A 16,958-nucleotide genomic window follows, 5' to 3' on the forward strand; every position below is an offset into this window, starting at 1 on the left:
GGGCTCTTTGCTTCGTCATCGATTGCTCAGCCTTCCCTCGATCTCATTCAGCACTGAAAACGCCGCGCTCAGCACATTGGTCCCCGGGCCGAAAATGCCGGCCACGCCGCAATCGAACAGGAAGTCGTAATCCTGCTCGGGAATGACGCCGCCGACGATAACGGTGACCTCGCCCAGTTCCCGATCCTTCAGCGCCGCGATCAGCTCGGGCACCAGCGTCTTGTGCCCTGCGGCCAGCGAGGAGACGCCGACGGCATCGACCCTGAGCTCGTCAACATGGGCGGCGACTTCAGGCGCGGTTTCGAACAGGTCGCCCATATGCACGGCAAAGCCGAGATCGGCAAAGGCCGAGGCGATGACCTTGGCGCCGCGATCATGCCCATCCTGCCCCATCTTGGCGATGAAGATGGAGGGTGCGCGGCCGCGCGCCGCCTTGAAGCTGTCGATGCGGGCGGAAATGGCGGCGAGTTCGGGATCGTCGCCATAGCCGCCGGCATAGACGCCTGAAATGACGCGGGTCACGGCCGAGTGGCGGCCGAACACGTCTTCCATGGCGGCGGAAATTTCGCCCAGAGTGGCGCGGGCGCGGGCCGCTTCGATGGCTGCTTCGAGGAGGTTCCCCTCGTCCTTGGCCGCATATTCGCGCAAGGCCGCCAGCATCGACTGGCACTTGCTTTCGTCGCGACTGGCGCGGACTTTGCCCAGCAGCGCCACCTGTTCGGCGCGCACCTTGGCATTGTCGATCTCGCGCACGTCGATGGCATCTTCCACGTCGAGCCGGTAGCGATTGACGCCGACAATGACATCCTCGCCGCGGTCGACGCGGGCCTGGCGCAGGGCGGCGGCCTTTTCGATTTCGAGCTTGGGGCCGCCGGACTGCACTGCCTGGGTCATGCCGCCGGCCATTTCGGCCTCGCCGATCAGTCGTTTCGCCTCTGCGACCAGCTGGCTGGTCAAAGCCTCGACATAATAGGAGCCGCCCAGTGGATCGACGACGTCGGTGATGCGCGATTCATGCTGCAGGATAAGCTGGGTATTGCGGGCGATGCGGCTGGAAAACTCGGTGGGCAGGGCGATGGCTTCGTCGAAGCTGTTGGTATGCAGCGACTGCGTGCCGCCCAATGTCGCGGCCAGCGCCTCGATCGTGGTGCGCACGATATTGTTGTGCGGGTCCTGCTCGGTGAGGGACACGCCCGAAGTCTGGCAATGGGTGCGCAGCATCTTGGAGCGGGCATCCTTGGCGCCCAGCCCGGTCATGATCTCGCTCCAAAGCTGGCGCGCGGCGCGCAGCTTGGCGACTTCGAGGAAGAAGTTCATGCCGATGCCGAAAAAGAAGCTCAGCCGCCCGGCAAAGGCGTCAATATCGAGTCCGCGCGCCTGGGCGGCGCGGACATATTCCATGCCGTCGGCCAGCGTATAGGCCAGCTCCTGCACCGCCGTCGCCCCGGCTTCGTGCATATGATAGCCGGAAATCGAGATCGAGTTGAATTTGGGCATGTGCCGCGCCGTATGGGCGATGATATCGCCGACGATGCGCATGCTGGGCTCGGGCGGATAGATATAGGTATTGCGGACCATGAACTCCTTGAGGATGTCGTTCTGGATGGTCCCGTCGAGCTGGGCCTGCTTCACGCCCTGCTCTTCGGCCGCAACGATGAACATGGCCAGCACCGGGATAACCGCGCCATTCATGGTCATGGAGACGCTCATCTGATCGAGCGGAATGCCGTCGAAGAGGATTTTCATGTCCTCGACACTGTCGATGGCAACGCCCGCCTTGCCGACATCGCCGACCACGCGCGGATGGTCGCTGTCATAGCCGCGATGGGTGGCCAGGTCGAAGGCGACCGAGAGCCCCTTCTGCCCCTTCTCCAGCGCTTGGCGGTAGAAGGCATTGGATTCGCGGGCGGTGGAGAAGCCGGCATATTGGCGGATGGTCCAGGGGCGGTTGGCATACATGGTGGCACGCACGCCACGGGTGAAGGGTTCGACGCCGGGAATTTCGGCATCGGGCCCGAGATAGACCGGCTTGACCGGAATGCCGCCATAGTCGCGGTCGAGGGACGCGAGCGGGGTGTCACGGAGTTCCTTCTGGGCCAGGGCGGCCCAGTGGGCGAAATTGGGCGTCTGGCTCATCACACCGCCTCGAATTCGATCATGACCTGGTCTACCGCCAGCACGGCGCCGGGCACGACATGGACCTTGCCGACCCGCGCCCGCTTTTCGGCCTTGAGCACGTTTTCCATCTTCATGGCCTCGACAATGGCCAGGGTCTGGCCGTCCTCGACGATATCGCCTTCGGCCACATCGACGCGCACGACCTGGCCCGGCATGGGGCAGAGCAGGAAGCGGCTCATGTCGGGCGGGACTTTCACCGGCATGTGATGCCAAAGATCGGCGATATGCCAAGGCAGAACCTTGGCGTCGATATCGACGCCGCCCAATTTGATGCGGCATCCCATCGTCGTTGGGTAGACCTTGAGCCGGTCCCGGCCATAACCCTTGATCTGCATCGACGCCACGGTGTCGCCGAACTGCCAATCGAAGTGCTCGACTTGGGGGCAATGATCGTTGCCGATGGCGAGTTCATAGCCTTCGCCATAAACTTCGATGGAAACTTTCTCCTGCTCGTCATTGAAGATGACGTCGTATTGGCCGTAATCCTCATCAAGGTAGGGAGCGCGGTCGAGGTTACCGTGCCGCATACCGGCCTTGAGTCGGATAATGGCTGCGGCAGCGATGATTTTCATACGCTGCGTTTCATCGGGAACAGGGTTGCGGAACCCGTCGGGAAATTCCTCGGCAATATAGCCCGTCGTAAGCCGCCCTGCGCGGAAGCGCTCCTGCCCCATCACCGTCGACAGGAACGGCAGGTTATTGCCCACGCCTTCCACCTCGAAACTGTCGAGCGCCGCCGCCATCGCGTCCACGGCCGCGATGCGAGTCGGCGCCCAGGTGCAGAGCTTGGCGATCATCGGGTCGTAGAAGGTGGAAATCTCGCCACCCTCGAACACGCCGGTATCGTTGCGCACGGTGTCGGTTTCCGCCGGTGGCCTGTAGCGGGTGAGCCTTCCGGTGGACGGCAGGAAATTGCGATAGGGGTCTTCGGCATAGAGCCGGCTTTCGATAGCCCAGCCATTGCGCTGCACCTGACCCTGAGTCAGCGGCAGCTTTTCGCCATTGGCGACGCGCAGCATCAGCTCCACCAGGTCGAGGCCGGTGATCAGTTCGGTCACCGGATGTTCGACTTGCAGCCGCGTATTCATTTCGAGGAAGTAGAAATTGCGATCCTTGTCGACGATGAATTCCACCGTGCCGGCGCTCTGATAGCCCACCGCCTTGGCCAAAGCGACGGACTGCTCGCCCATGGCCTGGCGCGTGGCGTCATCGAGGAAGGGCGAGGGCGCTTCCTCGATGACCTTCTGGTTGCGCCGCTGGATGGAGCATTCGCGCTCGTTGAGATAGAGCGCGTTGCCATGCGCGTCGGCGATGAGCTGGATTTCGATATGGCGCGGTTCGGTGACGAATTTCTCGATGAAGATGCGGTCGTCGCCAAACGATGATGCCGCCTCGGATTTGGAGCGCTCGAAGCCCTCGCGCGCCTCGGCATCACTATGGGCAATGCGCATGCCCTTGCCGCCGCCACCGGCCGAGGCCTTGATCATGACGGGATAGCCGATGGACCGCGCGATGGTGACGGCGTGCTCGGCGTCATCGATCAGCCCCATATGGCCGGGCACGGTGGAGACGCCGGCCTCGGCGGCGATCTTCTTGGAGGCGATCTTGTCGCCCATCGCCTCGATGGCTTTGACCGGCGGGCCGACGAAGATGATGCCGGCGGCGTCCAGCGCCTCGGCGAATTTCGGATTTTCCGACAGGAAGCCATAGCCGGGATGCACGGCCTGCGCGCCGGTCTGCTTGCAGGCGGCGATGATCTTGTCGATCTGGAGATAGCTGTCCTTGGCGGGCGACGGCCCGATATGCACGGCCTCGTCGGCCATGCGGACATGCAGGGCCTCCCGGTCGGCATCGGAATAGACCGCGACCGTGGCAATGCCCATCTTCTGCGCCGTCTTGATGACTCGGCAGGCGATTTCACCGCGATTGGCGATGAGGAGTTTGGTGATGGTCATTCGTGGTCCTCATCAGATTTCGAACGTGTGTCGCCCCCCACCCCAACCCTCCCCGCGAGGGGGAGGGAGTCCGCTCCGTGCATGTCCAACCTCACAGCGGAATATTGTCGTGCTTCTTCTTCGGCATGCTGTGCGTCTTGTGCCGCAATGTCGAAAAAGCCCGGATCACCCGCCTTCTCGTCCCATGCGGCATGATGACGTCGTCGATGAAGCCGCGCTCGGCGGCGACGAAGGGGTTGGCGAAGCGGGCTTCGTAATCGGCGGTGCGCTGGGCGATCTTGTCCTTGTCGCCCAGTTCGGACCGGTAGAGGATTTCGGTCGCGCCCTTGGCGCCCATGACGGCGATTTCGGCTGACGGCCAGGCGTAATTCACGTCGGCCTTGATGTGCTTGGAGGCCATCACGTCATAGGCGCCGCCATAGGCCTTGCGGGTGATGACGGTGACCAGTGGCACGGTGGCCTCGGCATAGGCGAAGAGCAGCTTGGCACCATGCTTGATGATGCCGCCATATTCCTGCGCGACGCCGGGCAGGAAGCCGGGCACGTCCACGAAGGTCAGGATGGGGATTTCAAAGCTGTCGCAGAAGCGGATGAAGCGGGCGGCTTTTTTGGAGGCGTTGATGTCGAGGCATCCGGCCAGCACCAAAGGCTGGTTGGCGACGATGCCGACCGTGTGGCCGTCGAGCCTGATGAAACCGCAGAGAATATTGCCGGCATGGTCCTGCTGGATTTGCAGGAATTCGCCCTCGTCGGCGACCTTTTCGATCACCTCGCGCATATCGTAGGGCTTGTTGGCGCTGTCGGGGATGATGGTGTCGAGGCTGTCGTCGCGCCGGTCCACCGGGTCATGGGTGGTGAGACGCGGGGGCTTCTGGCCGGCGGCGAGGGGCAGATAGGCGAACAGGCGGCGGACTTCGAGCAGGGTTTCGATGTCGTTGTCGAAGGCGGCGTCGGCCACCGAGGAAATTTTCGTATGGGTCGAGGCGCCGCCGAGTTCTTCCTGCGTCACCGTTTCGTTGGTGACGGTCTTCACCACGTCCGGGCCGGTGACGAACATGTAGCTCGTGTCCTTGACCATGTAGATGAAGTCGGTCATGGCGGGGGAATAAACCGCGCCGCCGGCACAGGGGCCCATGATGACCGAGATTTGTGGCACCGCGCCGGAGGCCTGCACGTTGCGCCAGAACACGTCGGCATAGCCGCCCAGTGACGCTACGCCCTCCTGGATGCGGGCGCCGCCGCTGTCATTGAGGCCAATGACCGGGGCGCCATTCTGTAGCGCCAAGTCCATGATCTTGCAGATTTTCTTGGCATGGGTTTCCGAGAGCGAGCCGCCGAAGACGGTGAAATCCTGGCTGAACACATAGACCATCCTTCCCTCGATCGTGCCCCAGCCGGTGACCACGCCATCACCGGGAATGATGGTATCGGCCATGTTGAAATCGGTCGCCCGATGGGTGACGAACATGTCGTATTCTTCGAATGAGCCGGGATCGAGCAGGACATCGAGCCGTTCGCGGGCGGTGAGCTTGCCCTTGCCATGCTGGGTATCGATGCGTCTTTGCCCGCCGCCGAGGCGAGCTTGCATGCGCTTTTCTTCCAGTTCGCCGATGATTTTCTGCATGCTCGCACCCTGTTATCAGGCAGCAGACTAGCGCTTTGCGCCATCTTGCCCAAGACGGGAAAGGGCAAGCGTGTTACAGTCACACAAGATTAGTTTTGTGATTTTGTGGATTTGTGAAGATGGCGGCACGCAAGGTCTTTGCCGGGGCGCGATTGCGGGCTTTGCGCAGCCAGCACAGGCTGACGCAGAGCGAGCTGGCAACGCGGCTCGATATTTCGGCCTCCTATGTCAACCAACTCGAATCCAACCAGCGGCCGCTGACCGCCTCGGTGATGCTGGCTTTGGCCGACGGGTTCAATCTCGATCTCAGCGAGCTGATGACCGACGCGTCCGACCGGCTGGTGGCCGATCTGCGCGAGGCGCTGGCCGATCCGGTCTTCGGCGAGGCGGTGCCGAACCTGCAGGAACTCAAGACCGTCGCCACCAATGCCCCTGATATGGCGCGGGCCATGCTGCAGCTCTACGAGAGCTATCGGAAAACCAATGAGCGGCTGGCCGGGGTGGATGCGGCGCTGACGCGCGATCCGCAATCGTCGATGCAGACGGCCTATGAGGAAGTGCGCGACTTTTTCCACTATGCCGACAACTATATCGACCCGCTCGACCGGGCGGCCGAGGCGCTGGCGACGGAACTGGGTGAATTCGGGCCGGATCGGCTGCGGCGGCTCATCACCTATTGCGCCGAGATGCACAATATCAAGGTGACGCTGACTCAACCGCTGGCCGGCGATACCATCACCCAGTTCGACCGCGCCAACAGGGACCTGCTGGTCAACAGCCGGCTCGATCCGTCGACGCAGTTCTTCCAGATCGCGGTGACCCTGGCCGGGCTGGAGCAGGCGACCTTGCTGGGGCAGTTGCTCGACGGCGCCAGCTTCAAGACAGTGGAGGCGTGCGACATTGCCCGCATGGGGCTGGCCAACTATTTCGCCGGCGCCCTGCAGATGCCCTATGGCGCTTTCCTGGGGGCGGCCGAGGCGCATCGCTATGATATCGAGGAATTGGCGCATCTGTTCGGTGCCAGCCTGGAACAGGTGGCCCATCGCTTGTCGACCATGCAGCGACCCCGCGAGCGGGGTGTGCCGTTTTTCTTCGCGCGGGTGGATGCGGCGGGGACGATCACCAAGCGCCATTCGGCCACGGCCCTGCAATTCGCCCGCTTCGGCGGGGCTTGTCCGCTGTGGAATGTGCATCGCGCCTTCGAGGGTCGGGGAGAGATCATCAGGCAACTGGCTGAGACGCCTGACGGTAACCGCTATCTGTGCCTCGCCTGGTCATCCGAAAAGCGCTCGGGCGGCTATCACGGCACCGTCAGACGCTATGCCTATGCCCTGGGTTGTGAAGTGAGCCATGCCGGGCGCACCGTTTATGGCGCCGATATCGATCCGACGCGGGCGGCGTTCGATCCGATCGGCATTTCCTGCCGCATCTGCGAGCGGCGGAACTGTCCGCAACGCTCGGTGCCGCCGCTGGCATCAGCGATCAGCGTGCCGGCCGATCGACGCAGCATTGTGCCGTATGAGATCGGGTGAGGTGTCTCAGTCGGGGGCGTTTGGGTGCCCCATAGGATGACCCCCTCCCCAGCTCTGCTACGGCCCTGCGGGCCGAGCGACGCTACCCTCCCCTCAAGGGGGAGGGAGGGCAGGCGGCGAAATTCGGTGGCCGATCATCACGCCGGATCGAAATCGCCGGGTCTGGTGCCGACCTCCACCATGCCGGCAGCGAAGCGCCTGGCGTTTTTCACGTAGCGGTCGGCCGAGGCCGCCAGGTTCCTGACGCCCGCTTCGTCGATCTCGCGGATGACCTTGCCCGGCGCGCCGACGACCATGGAATTGTCGGGGATCACCTTGTTTTCGGTGATGAGGGCATTGGCGCCGATCAGGCAGTTCTTGCCGATTTTGGCGCCGTTGAGCACGGTGGCACCCATGCCGATCAGCGTATTGTCGCCGATGGTGCAGCCATGGACGATGGCCGAATGACCGATCGTGCAGTTTTCCCCGATGGTCAGGGGATAGTCCTTGTCGGTGTGCAGCACCGTGTTTTCCTGCACATTGGAGCGGGCGCCGATGGTAATCCGCTCTATATCGCCACGGGCGACCACGCCGAACCAGATGCCGGCCTCGGCGCCGACCACGATATCGCCGACCAGCACGGCGCTTGGGGCGATCCAGCCGATATCGGGGTCGATCTGCGGGACGATGCCGTCAAGGGCGTAGATGGGCATGGGGGCCTCCTCAGGGAATGATGCCATAGGCATCGCGCATCTCGGCGATTTCCGCCAGCGTACTTTCGAACAGGCCCCAATCATCGGCTTCGGCGATGGGTGCCCAGATCGCCTCCATCTCCTCGATCAGCATGGTGCGCGGCGTTTCCCGCGCAAAATAGGGGCGATCGAGGTTGACGCCTGCCGCCGGTTCGTACCGCTCCAGCGCATCGGCAATGGGGCGGAAGGCTTCGCTGGCATAGAACCCGGCCGAGGGACTGCCTGCGGCGCGTTCGGCGCTGAGCGCGCCGCCGCGCCAATCGAAGAAGAATTGTTCATAGGGCGCCTTGCTGGCGGCGAGGAAGCCGAACAGCTCGGTGACGAAGGCGCCGTCGCTTTCGGTATCGCGCGGCTTGAGGCCGAGGCGAGCCAGCACCTGGCGGGGCAGTTCGGTACGGAAGGCGGGCCAGACGGTGTTAAGCGCCGGCTCCAGCTTTTCGATGCTGGAGAGGGGCAGGAGGCATTCGGCGAGGCGGGTGAGGTTCCAGGCCAGGGTATCGGGCTGGCGGCCGAAGCTGTAGAGGCCGGTTTCATCGAAATAGGCGGCGGTGAAATCCGGGTCGTAGGTCGGGATGAACCGCCAGGGGCCGTAGTCGAAGCTCTCGCCGGTAATATTGATATTGTCGGTATTGAGCACGCCATGCACGAACCCGGCGGCGATCCATTGCGCCCCGAGCCGCGCGACCTTGGCGACCACCGCTTCGAGGAAGGCAGCCGGTTTGTCGGGCGCCTCGGCCAGACCAGGATAGTAATTGGCGATGGCATAATCGAGCAGTTGGGCGAGCCCTTCATTGTCTTCGAGATAGGCCAGGCGCTGGAAGGTGCCGATGCGGATATGGCTGTGGCTGAGCCGGACCAGCACCGACGATCTTGCGGGCGAAGGCTCGTCGCCGCGATACAGTTCTTCGCCGGTTTCGATCAGCGAAAAACTCTTGGACGTATAGACGCCCAGCGCTTCGAGCATTTCGGTGGCCAGCACTTCGCGCACGCCGCCCTTGAGCGTCAGCCTGCCGTCCCCGCCACGCGACCACGGCGTCTTGCCGCCGCCCTTGGTGCCGAAATCCATCAGGCGCCCATCTGACAGGTCATAGCCCTGGGCGAAAAGGAAGCCGCGGCCGTCGCCGAGATCGGCATTGTAGCTGCGGAACTGGTGGCCGTGATAGCGCAGCGCCAGCGGCTGGGGCAGCGAGCCGGGCAGGGGCGTAAAGCGGCCGAAATGGGCGAGCCATTGCTCGTCACCGAGATCGGCCAGCCCCATGCGGGCGGCCCAGCGCTGGTCACGGTGGCGCAATATGGTTTTGGGGAAATCGGCCGGCACGACGCGATCGAAGAAGGCGTCGCCCAAGCTTTCGTGGCTGCGGGCAGGCTGGAAGGCTGACATGGCGGTGATGCTAGAGCAATTTCCAATGCGGTGGAAATAACCGCCGGGGAATGTTCAGGTTGCGGTGTCCGTGTTCATCGCCTCCCTCCCCCTTGAGGGGAGGGAATGAGGGCGGGGGTCCTTCAGTCACCCACAGAACCACCCCCTCCCCAGCTCTGCTACGGCCCTGCGGGCCGGGCGCCGCTACCCTCCCCTCAAGGGGGAGAGAGGCGAAGAAGGCGATGGGGTAAGGCTGCCAAGGATGGATGAGGCCGCTGCGCAACCCAGCCTTTCGCTGCCCGCCTAGCGCACAAGCGCAAATCGCCCTATATCGAGCGAGATGAAATCCCACAGCGACATCCTGCGCCTCGCGCCGTTCCAGGCCGTCATCTTCGATATGGACGGCACTCTGCTCGACACTGAAAGCGTCTTCAAGACCATCGTTTTCGAGGTCTGCACCGAGCTTGGCTTTGCCATGACCGACGCGGTGCATATGTCCATGGTCGGCTCCAGCCATGAGCGGACTAGCCAGTTGCTGATCGAAGCCTATGGCGTGACCTTTCCCTATACCCTGTTCGACGAGCGCTGCCGGGTGATCATGCGCGAGCGCAGCCATGCCGGCGTGCCGGTCAAGCCCGGCGCCCGGGAATTCATCGGCGAGCTGCGCGCGCGCGGCATTCCGACAGCGGTGGCGACCTCGTCGCGCAATCCCCATGCCACCCATCACCTGGGCGCGGCGGGCCTGCTCGACCTGTTCGAGACGGTGGTGACGCGCGACGACGTGGTCAATCCCAAGCCCCATCCCGAGCCCTACCTGACGGCGGCGCGGCGGCTGGGCGTCGATCCGCTGGCCTGCCTGGCGCTCGAAGACAGCCATTCGGGCGTGCGCGCCGCTCATGCCGCCGGCATGCAGACCGTCATGGTGCCCGACCTGGTGCGCCCCGACGACGCCATCCGCGCCCTGGGCATTGCGGTGATGGAAAGCCTCGACCATGTGCGGCTGGCGGCGTTCCACAAAAGCTGAGGCGAAGGGACCGCGGTATCCCGGCCACATCTCCACAGCAAAGCGCAGCGCGCCGGCCTTGCTTCGTAAACTTTTATCTATCCCCGAAAGGCCTCCTTCACCAAGGGGCAAGTGCTTCAATTTACAGGGTTTTCATTCGCCGTCCCCTCGGTTAACCCTAACTTAAGAAGCTAACCGGCATAGTTAACCAGCCGTAAATTTCGGCTTCCATCGCCCGGTGACCTTGGATAGGGTGCCGGCCGGGAAGTGACCTGGGACCGCAATGACGGCCCCCGGCAAAACGAAGGCCCGCCGGATATGGCTGGACGGGCTCAGGGGTAAGGACGGGGCATTGGGGCAGAGCTGGCAGAAGATTGCTGTGCGTGCGATTTCGCATGTGCTTGCCCTGGGCGCTGTCGCGCTCGTGCTCTTCGTTACGCTCGCACCTGCCCATGCCGAAACCATCCGCGTTGCCGATGTAACCCCGCTGCCGGTGCCGGCCGATCTCATTGCCCTGCGCGCCCAGCCGGCCATCGGCCCGACGGCCGTACCGCTGGCTCCTGGCCAGCAGAAGCTGACGCCCGCTTTGCTCGCCAATTATGTGGCGCGCCAGCAGGCGCTGCGGGCCATCGACGTGCTCGGCAACGAAGTGGGGGGTGAACTCACCTCCGACGTGCTGATGGGCTACATTGCCCGCGGCTCGATCGGCGGCAACAGCGCCGTCTCCGCCATTGCCAGCTTCACCAGCCCGGTCTCCAACCCCGAGCCGGCGCTCAACCCGCATTCGCTCGCCGCCTATGTCGAAACCGGCTACCAGCCGCTGGCGCAGCGTCTCCAACACGCCAATGCCGAACGCGACTGCCTGGCCCAGGCCATCTATCACGAGGCGCGCGGCGAGAGTGAAGTGGGCCAGCTCGCGGTGGCCAATGTCATCGTCAACCGCGCTCGTTCCGGCAAGTTCCCGTCCACGCTGTGCGGCGTCGTCTACCAGAATGCCGACAAGGGCTACCACCGCTGCCAGTTCACCTTTGCCTGCGACGGCCGCACCGATGCGCCGGGCGAACGCCGCGCCTGGGCCCGCTCGGCCGCACTGGCGCAGGACGTCTATGCCGAATTCGCGCTGGGCGAACAGGTGGGCGCCGTACCGGGCTCCGCCCTCTACTACCACACGACCAATGTGAACCCGTCCTGGTCCAACACCTACAATGCCGTCGCCCGGATCGGCTCGCATATCTTCTATTCGCCCAACTGAGGCGGGATTCCTTAGTTTCGTGCTGAACGGCGCCATGGCTCGTGCCTCGCGGTGGGATGGCAGCGAGCGGCCCCCGTGACGGCTACATCATTCCCTAGCCATCGATCGTCACCCTCGGGCTTGACCCGAGGGCTCTGCACTGGCGGGCCACTCGGCAAGTACAGTGTCCTCGGGTCAAGCCCGAGGATGACGGCCGGTGGGTGGAGCGGCTATCGAGTTCGCGAGCGCCCGGGGGTGAGCCCTAACCACCTTGCGGCTGCGGCTTGACCTCGGGATGGATCCCGGCTCAAGGCCGGGATGACATCGAGGGTGGGCGGGATGTGCCCCTAATGCGGCGCATCGGCGATCGCCGCCCCACAAAAAAAAAGGGCGCCCGGTGGGGCGCCCTTGGCGTCTCGGGAGGAGACGGTTATTCGGCGGCTTGCGCCAGGCGCGGGCCGGGTTCGGCATTGGCTTCGGTGCCGAATTTTTCGAAATTGCGGCGGAACAGGCCGGCCAGATGCAGGGCCTGGTTGTCATAGGCCTCGGCATCGGCCCAGGTGAGGCGCGGGGTCAGCAGGCGCGTGTCGACGCCCGGAACCGAGAGCGGCACGGCAAAGCCGAACAGTTCGTCGATCCGCGTCTCGGCCGTGTCGAGGCTCCCATCGAGCGCCGCGGTCAGCAGGCGCCTTGTCGAGGCGATGTCGATGCGCTTGCCCACGCCATGCCCGCCCCCGGTCCAGCCGGTATTGAGCAGCCAGGTGGCTGCGCCGGTCTTGCGCAGCTTTTCGGCCAGCATGTCGCCATAGACAGTGGGGTGCAGCGGCATGAACGGCGCGCCGAAGCAGGCCGAGAACGTGGCCTGCGGCTCGGTGACGCCACGCTCGGTGCCGGCCACCTTGGCGGTATAGCCCGACAGGAAGTGGTAGACCGCCTGTTCGGGGGTAAGCCGGGCAATCGGCGGCAGCACGCCGAAGGCGTCGGCAGTGAGGAACACCACGGTTTTGGGCGTGCCGCCGACGCTGCCCTTGGCGATGGCCGGCAGCACATGGATGGGATAGGCGGCGCGGGTATTTTCGGTGAGCGAGATATCGTCGAAATCGGGCACCTTGCCGCTGTCGATGACGACATTTTCCAGCACCGTGCCGAAACGTCTGGTGGCCGCGAAGATTTCCGGCTCGGCACTGGCGCTGAGCTTGACCGTCTTGGCGTAGCAGCCGCCTTCGAGATTGAAGACGCCGTCTTCGCTCCAGCCGTGTTCGTCATCGCCGATCAGCGGCCGGTCCGGATCGTTGGAAAGCGTGGTCTTGCCGGTGCCCGACAGGCCGAAGAACAGCGCGGCCTCGCCATCCTTGCCGAGGTTGGCCGAGCAGTGCATCGGCAGAACGCCCTGGCGCGGGGCGTGGAAGTTGAACAGAGAAAACACGCTCTTCTTGATTTCGCCGGCATAGGACGTGCCGGCGATGACCACGATATTGCGGCTCATGTCGAGCGCGATCACCGTATCGCTGCGGCTGCCGTGACGGGCCGGGTCGGCCCGGAAATGGGGGGCATGGACGATGGTGACCTGGGTCGGATCGGCCCCGGCCTCGACCATCTCGCCGGGGCGGATCAGCAGATTGCGGATGAACAGCGCATGCCAGGCGCTGGGGGTCATGACGGTAACGGCATATTGGTGGCGGGGATCGGCACCGGCAAGGAGGTCCTGGCGATAGACGCCGTGCCCACCCAGGGCCGCCACCGCATCACCCAGCAGCACATCGAAATGGGAGGGGCTCATGGCGCCCGAATTGTCCCACCAGACGCTGTCCTCGGTAAGGCCGTCGCGCACGATGAACTTGTCCTTGGGCGAGCGGCCGGTAAAGGCGCCGGTGCGCACCGAGACGGCGCCGTCGGCGGTCAATTCGGATTCCTCGCCCATCAGCGAGCGTGCAACCAGCACCGGGGCGATGTCGTTGAGCGATACCGAGCCGGCCCGTGCGGCAATCTGGCTCCTGAGAGCGTCGTGGTCGAAGAGGGTCATTACGCTGTGCTCCGTCGCCCGGCAGCATGGCGCCACCGGCTATGGGGCGGAAAATACGGGGTGAACTCGTCGTACAACCATCCCGAAATCGGTCTTAAGACGGAAGTTGCATCGCGCCGGAAGGTCGCACCACCCGTTGTGCTTCCCTTGGCCGCGCCTTATTTAACGCGTAATTGTCGCCTGCAAGCAGGGTTCACGGCCAAGATGGCCGCATGCCTGCAAGCGTCCGAACAAGAAAGGCAGACCATGCCCAAGATCGCCCTGGTGGATGACGACCGCAATATCCTGACCTCAGTGTCCCTGACGCTGGAGGCCGAGGGGTATCAGGTCGCCACCTATACCGACGGAGCCTCGGGACTGGAGGGGCTGACCACCGACAAGCCGGACCTGGCCATTCTCGACATCAAGATGCCGCGCATGGACGGCATGGAACTGCTGCGCCGCCTGCGGCAGAAATCCGACGTGCCGGTGATCTTCCTCACCTCCAAGGACGAGGAAATCGACGAGCTGTTCGGCCTCAAGATGGGCGCCGACGATTTCATCACCAAGCCGTTCAGCCAGCGCCTGCTGGTCGAGCGGGTCAAGGCCATCCTGCGCCGCGCCGCGCCGCGCGATCCCTCGACGCCCCCCGGCACCCAGGAAGTGGGCGGCAAGGCGCTGATCGAGCGCGGTTCGCTGGTGATGGACGAAGAGCGCCACACCTGCACCTGGAAGGGCCAGCGCGTGACCCTGACCGTCACCGAATTTTTGATCCTGCAGGCGCTGGCTTTGCGGCCCGGCGTGGTCAAGTCGCGCAATGCGCTGATGGACGCCGCCTATGACGACCAGGTCTATGTCGACGATCGCACCATCGACAGCCACATCAAGCGGCTGCGCAAGAAGTTCAAGGCGACCGACGACGACTTCGAGATGATCGAGACGCTTTATGGCGTCGGCTATCGCTTCAAGGAGCAGTAAGCACAACAAGTGGCCATTCTCGACCCGGAGACCGAGCACAAACCCGACGCGACGCAGGACTGGCGCGCGCCGGGGCCGGACGAGAGCGGCGCCAAGCCCGCGCGCACCCCGCGCAGCCGCTGGCGGCTGGTGGTGACACCCTTCGCCAAGGTGGTCGGGGCGATCTTCCGCTTTCTCGACTTCACCATCTTTTCCAGCCTCACCCGCCGCATCATCGTGCTCAACCTGGTGGGGCTGCTGGTGCTGGTGGTGGGCATCCTCTACCTCAATCAGTGGCGTGCCGGGCTGATCGACGCGCGGGTGCAATCCTTGCGCGTGCAGGGCGAAATCATCGCCGCCGCCATTGCGGCCTCGGCCACGGTCGATAGCGACGTGATCTCGATCAACCCCGAACGCCTGCTGCAATTGCAGGGCGACGGCACGGTATCCTCGCTCTCCTATTTCGATCCGATGCTCGAATTTCCGATCAATCCCGAGCGGGTGGCGCCACTGCTGCGCAACCTCATCACCCCGACCCGCACCCGTGCCCGCATCTACGACCAGGGCGGGCTGATGATCCTCGACAGCGACAATATCTATGCCCGCGGCGAGGTGATGCGGCAGATCATCGAAACCAAGCAGGGCGGCGATTTCTTCCTGTGGGACTGGTGGAACGCCATCCTCTCCTGGGTGCCGGGCGACAATTACCCCAAATACCAGGAGCATGGCGTCGACGAAGGCAGCCGCTATCCCGAAGTGGCCTCGGCGCTGGCCGGAGCGCCGGCCGATTTCGTGCGCGTCGACGGGCAGAACCAGCTCGTCGTCTCGGTCGCCGTTCCGGTGCAGCGCCTGCGCGCCACGGTCGGCGCCATCCTGCTCTCGACCGCGCCGGGCGACATCGATTCCATCGTGGCGCAGGAGCGCTGGGGCATATTGCGCATCGCGCTGATTGCGGCGGCGGTGCAGGTGGCCCTGTCGCTGGCCTTGGCAGGCACCATTGCCGGGCCGATGCGGCGCCTGTCGGCCGCGGCCGAGCGGGTGCAGACGGCCGGCAATGCCCGCGCCGAAATCCCCGATTTCTCCGACCGTCCCGACGAGATCGGGCACCTGTCGGGCGCGTTGCGGCGCATGACCGACGCGCTTTACAACCGCATCGAAGCCATCGAGCGCTTTGCCGCCGATGTGGCCCACGAACTCAAAAACCCGCTGACCAGCCTGCGGAGCGCCGTCGAAACCCTGCCGCTGGCCAAGCGCCCGGAGGATCGCGAGCGGCTCAACGCCATCATCCAGCACGATGTGAAACGCCTCGACCGGCTGATAACCGACATTTCCAGCGCCAGCCGTCTCGATGCCGAACTGGCCCGCGAAAGCTCGGAGCGGGTCGATGTGGAAAAGCTGGCCGAAGCCATGGTGGCGATCCAGGAGGATGTGGCGCAGGGTCGCGGCGTGACAGTGGAGATGGTCAAGCGCAGCGGCAAGGGCGCCGCCATCGTCACCGGCCACGAAAGCCGGCTGGCGCAGGTTTTCGCCAATCTCATCGACAATGCGGTGAGCTTCTCGCCCGAGGGTGGCGTGGTGCGCGTGGCCCTGTCCATCGACCCCGAAACCATCACCGTGACCGTGGCCGACGAGGGGCGCGGCATTTCCGGCGATGTCGGCAAGATCTTCCAGCGCTTCTATACCGACCGGCCCGACACCGAGAGTTTCGGCGACCATTCGGGGCTGGGCCTCTCCATTTCCAAGCAGATCGTGGAGGCCCACAAGGGCACGATCCGGGCCGGCAACCGCCCCGATCGCTCGGGGGCCGTGTTCACGATTGTCTTGCCGCGCGCGCGCAAATAGATTGGCGCCATGAGCAAGCCTAAAAACGTGCATGGCACGGGACTGTTACTGGGTTCGACCGGCATATTGCTGCGCGGCCCTTCGGGCGCGGGCAAGTCGGTGCTGGCGCTGTCGCTGCTGGATCGCTGGGAGGGGCGGGGCCTGCCGGCCTTTCTGGTTTCCGACGACCGCGTCGATCTGGTGCAGACCGGGCGCGATCTCAGCATGAAGGCACCCGACACGCTTGCCGGTCTCATCGAGCTGCGCGGGCGCGGCATCGTCAAGCGGCCGCACAAGAGCCTGGTGACGCTGAACCTGGTGATCGACCTGGTGCCGGACCTGGTGCGCATGCTCGAGGAAGACACCATGGTCACCGAAATTTCCGGGACAAAGCTGGCGCGGGCGCCGGTGCCGTCGGCCGACGTGGTGAGCGTCGGCCACCAGATGCTGCTGGTCATCGAAGCCATTGCCGCCCTGGGCGGCGACACGGCCGCGCTGTGACAAAAAACAACTTGAATCACCGCCCATCCGGGCCGAGACTGCACCATGCTCGTCCTTCGGGGC

Annotated in this window: 12 protein-coding genes and 1 pseudogene; 6 read left to right on the forward strand and 7 right to left on the reverse strand. The window is 64.4% G+C overall.

The genetic code is table 11. The annotated features are described in order from the left end of the window. Positions 1–15 precede the first annotated feature (15 nt). From scpA to ASD80_RS13320, 4 genes and pseudogenes are all read right to left on the reverse strand, one after another. On the reverse strand, positions 16–2,136 hold the full coding sequence (gene scpA, locus ASD80_RS13310) for a methylmalonyl-CoA mutase (protein ID WP_056233632.1): 2,121 nt from the start codon (positions 2,134–2,136) through the stop codon (positions 16–18). Further along, positions 2,136–2,705, reverse strand: coding sequence for a biotin/lipoyl-containing protein (locus tag ASD80_RS19285; protein WP_413813379.1), 570 nt, complete (start codon positions 2,703–2,705; stop codon positions 2,136–2,138). Before ASD80_RS19285 ends, scpA begins: the two co-directional genes overlap by 1 nt. After that, positions 2,705–4,133: pseudogene (locus ASD80_RS13315) on the reverse strand (acetyl/propionyl/methylcrotonyl-CoA carboxylase subunit alpha); the annotation flags it as partial. The pseudogene ASD80_RS13315 and the gene ASD80_RS19285, both read right to left, overlap by 1 nt. Positions 4,134–4,224: 91 nt before the next feature. Then, on the reverse strand, positions 4,225–5,757 hold the full coding sequence (locus ASD80_RS13320) for an acyl-CoA carboxylase subunit beta (protein ID WP_056233635.1): 1,533 nt from the start codon (positions 5,755–5,757) through the stop codon (positions 4,225–4,227). A gap of 119 nt (positions 5,758–5,876) precedes the next feature. On the opposite strand from ASD80_RS13320, the gene ASD80_RS13325 reads away from it, so the two are divergent. Next, a complete protein-coding gene (locus ASD80_RS13325; RefSeq protein WP_056233636.1) occupies positions 5,877–7,289 on the forward strand; it encodes a helix-turn-helix domain-containing protein in 1,413 nt (470 codons plus the stop codon). A 137-nt stretch (positions 7,290–7,426) separates the two neighbouring features. Here the strand turns inward: ASD80_RS13325 and ASD80_RS13330 are convergent, their stop codons facing one another. Together ASD80_RS13330 and ASD80_RS13335 are read right to left on the reverse strand one after the other, a co-directional pair. After that, complete coding sequence (locus ASD80_RS13330; RefSeq protein ID WP_056233639.1) at positions 7,427–7,981, reverse strand: gamma carbonic anhydrase family protein; 555 nt, start codon at positions 7,979–7,981, stop codon at positions 7,427–7,429. Between the two features lie 10 nt (positions 7,982–7,991). Continuing rightward, on the reverse strand, positions 7,992–9,401 hold the full coding sequence (locus ASD80_RS13335) for a protein adenylyltransferase SelO (protein ID WP_056233641.1): 1,410 nt from the start codon (positions 9,399–9,401) through the stop codon (positions 7,992–7,994). A 319-nt stretch (positions 9,402–9,720) separates the two neighbouring features. On the opposite strand from ASD80_RS13335, the gene ASD80_RS13340 reads away from it, so the two are divergent. Both ASD80_RS13340 and ASD80_RS13345 read left to right on the forward strand, forming a co-directional pair. Beyond that, positions 9,721–10,404, forward strand: coding sequence for an HAD family hydrolase (locus ASD80_RS13340; protein ID WP_056233643.1), 684 nt, complete (start codon positions 9,721–9,723; stop codon positions 10,402–10,404). Between the two features lie 358 nt (positions 10,405–10,762). Beyond that, positions 10,763–11,635, forward strand: a complete 873-nt coding sequence (locus ASD80_RS13345; protein WP_162247362.1) for a cell wall hydrolase — start codon at positions 10,763–10,765, stop codon at positions 11,633–11,635. 409 nt (positions 11,636–12,044) lie between these two features. On the opposite strand, the gene pckA is transcribed toward ASD80_RS13345, so the two are convergent. Further along, positions 12,045–13,637 carry a phosphoenolpyruvate carboxykinase (ATP) gene (gene pckA, locus ASD80_RS13350; protein WP_056233647.1) on the reverse strand — a complete coding sequence of 531 codons (1,593 nt, stop codon included), beginning with the start codon at positions 13,635–13,637 and terminating at the stop codon, positions 12,045–12,047. Positions 13,638–13,883: 246 nt separating this feature from the next. Here pckA and ASD80_RS13355 point away from each other — a divergent pair, with 246 nt between their 5' ends. From ASD80_RS13355 to ASD80_RS13365, 3 genes are read left to right on the forward strand one after another with little or no spacing between them, the layout of a single operon-like run. Continuing rightward, complete coding sequence (locus ASD80_RS13355) at positions 13,884–14,594, forward strand: response regulator transcription factor (protein WP_056233925.1); 711 nt, start codon at positions 13,884–13,886, stop codon at positions 14,592–14,594. A gap of 9 nt (positions 14,595–14,603) precedes the next feature. After that, positions 14,604–16,415 carry a stimulus-sensing domain-containing protein gene (locus tag ASD80_RS13360; RefSeq protein ID WP_244489005.1) on the forward strand — a complete coding sequence of 604 codons (1,812 nt, stop codon included), beginning with the start codon at positions 14,604–14,606 and terminating at the stop codon, positions 16,413–16,415. 9 nt (positions 16,416–16,424) lie between these two features. Beyond that, the gene (locus ASD80_RS13365; RefSeq protein WP_056233650.1) at positions 16,425–16,895 is read left to right on the forward strand and encodes an HPr kinase/phosphorylase; all 471 of its coding nucleotides are present in this window, start codon (positions 16,425–16,427) and stop codon (positions 16,893–16,895) included. The last annotated feature ends 63 nt before the right edge of the window (positions 16,896–16,958 follow it).

Origin of the sequence: Devosia sp. Root635, assembly GCF_001427605.1 — a bacterium.
Taxonomy (GTDB): Bacteria; Pseudomonadota; Alphaproteobacteria; order Rhizobiales; family Devosiaceae; genus Devosia.

Bases quoted from the DNA above. Each gene is read 5' to 3' on its own strand.
- scpA (WP_056233632.1), bottom strand. From the start codon at position 2,136: ATGAGCCAGACGCCCAATTTCGCCCACTGGGCCGCCCTGGCCCAGAAG.
- ASD80_RS19285 (WP_413813379.1), bottom strand. From the start codon at position 2,705: ATGCGGCACGGTAACCTCGACCGCGCTCCCTACCTTGATGAGGATTAC.
- ASD80_RS13320 (WP_056233635.1), bottom strand. From the start codon at position 5,757: ATGCAGAAAATCATCGGCGAACTGGAAGAAAAGCGCATGCAAGCTCGC.
- ASD80_RS13325 (WP_056233636.1), top strand. From the start codon at position 5,877: ATGGCGGCACGCAAGGTCTTTGCCGGGGCGCGATTGCGGGCTTTGCGC.
- ASD80_RS13330 (WP_056233639.1), bottom strand. From the start codon at position 7,981: ATGCCCATCTACGCCCTTGACGGCATCGTCCCGCAGATCGACCCCGAT.
- ASD80_RS13335 (WP_056233641.1), bottom strand. From the start codon at position 9,401: ATGTCAGCCTTCCAGCCTGCCCGCAGCCACGAAAGCTTGGGCGACGCC.
- ASD80_RS13340 (WP_056233643.1), top strand. From the start codon at position 9,721: ATGAAATCCCACAGCGACATCCTGCGCCTCGCGCCGTTCCAGGCCGTC.
- pckA (WP_056233647.1), bottom strand. From the start codon at position 13,637: ATGACCCTCTTCGACCACGACGCTCTCAGGAGCCAGATTGCCGCACGG.
- ASD80_RS13355 (WP_056233925.1), top strand. From the start codon at position 13,884: ATGCCCAAGATCGCCCTGGTGGATGACGACCGCAATATCCTGACCTCA.
- ASD80_RS13365 (WP_056233650.1), top strand. From the start codon at position 16,425: ATGAGCAAGCCTAAAAACGTGCATGGCACGGGACTGTTACTGGGTTCG.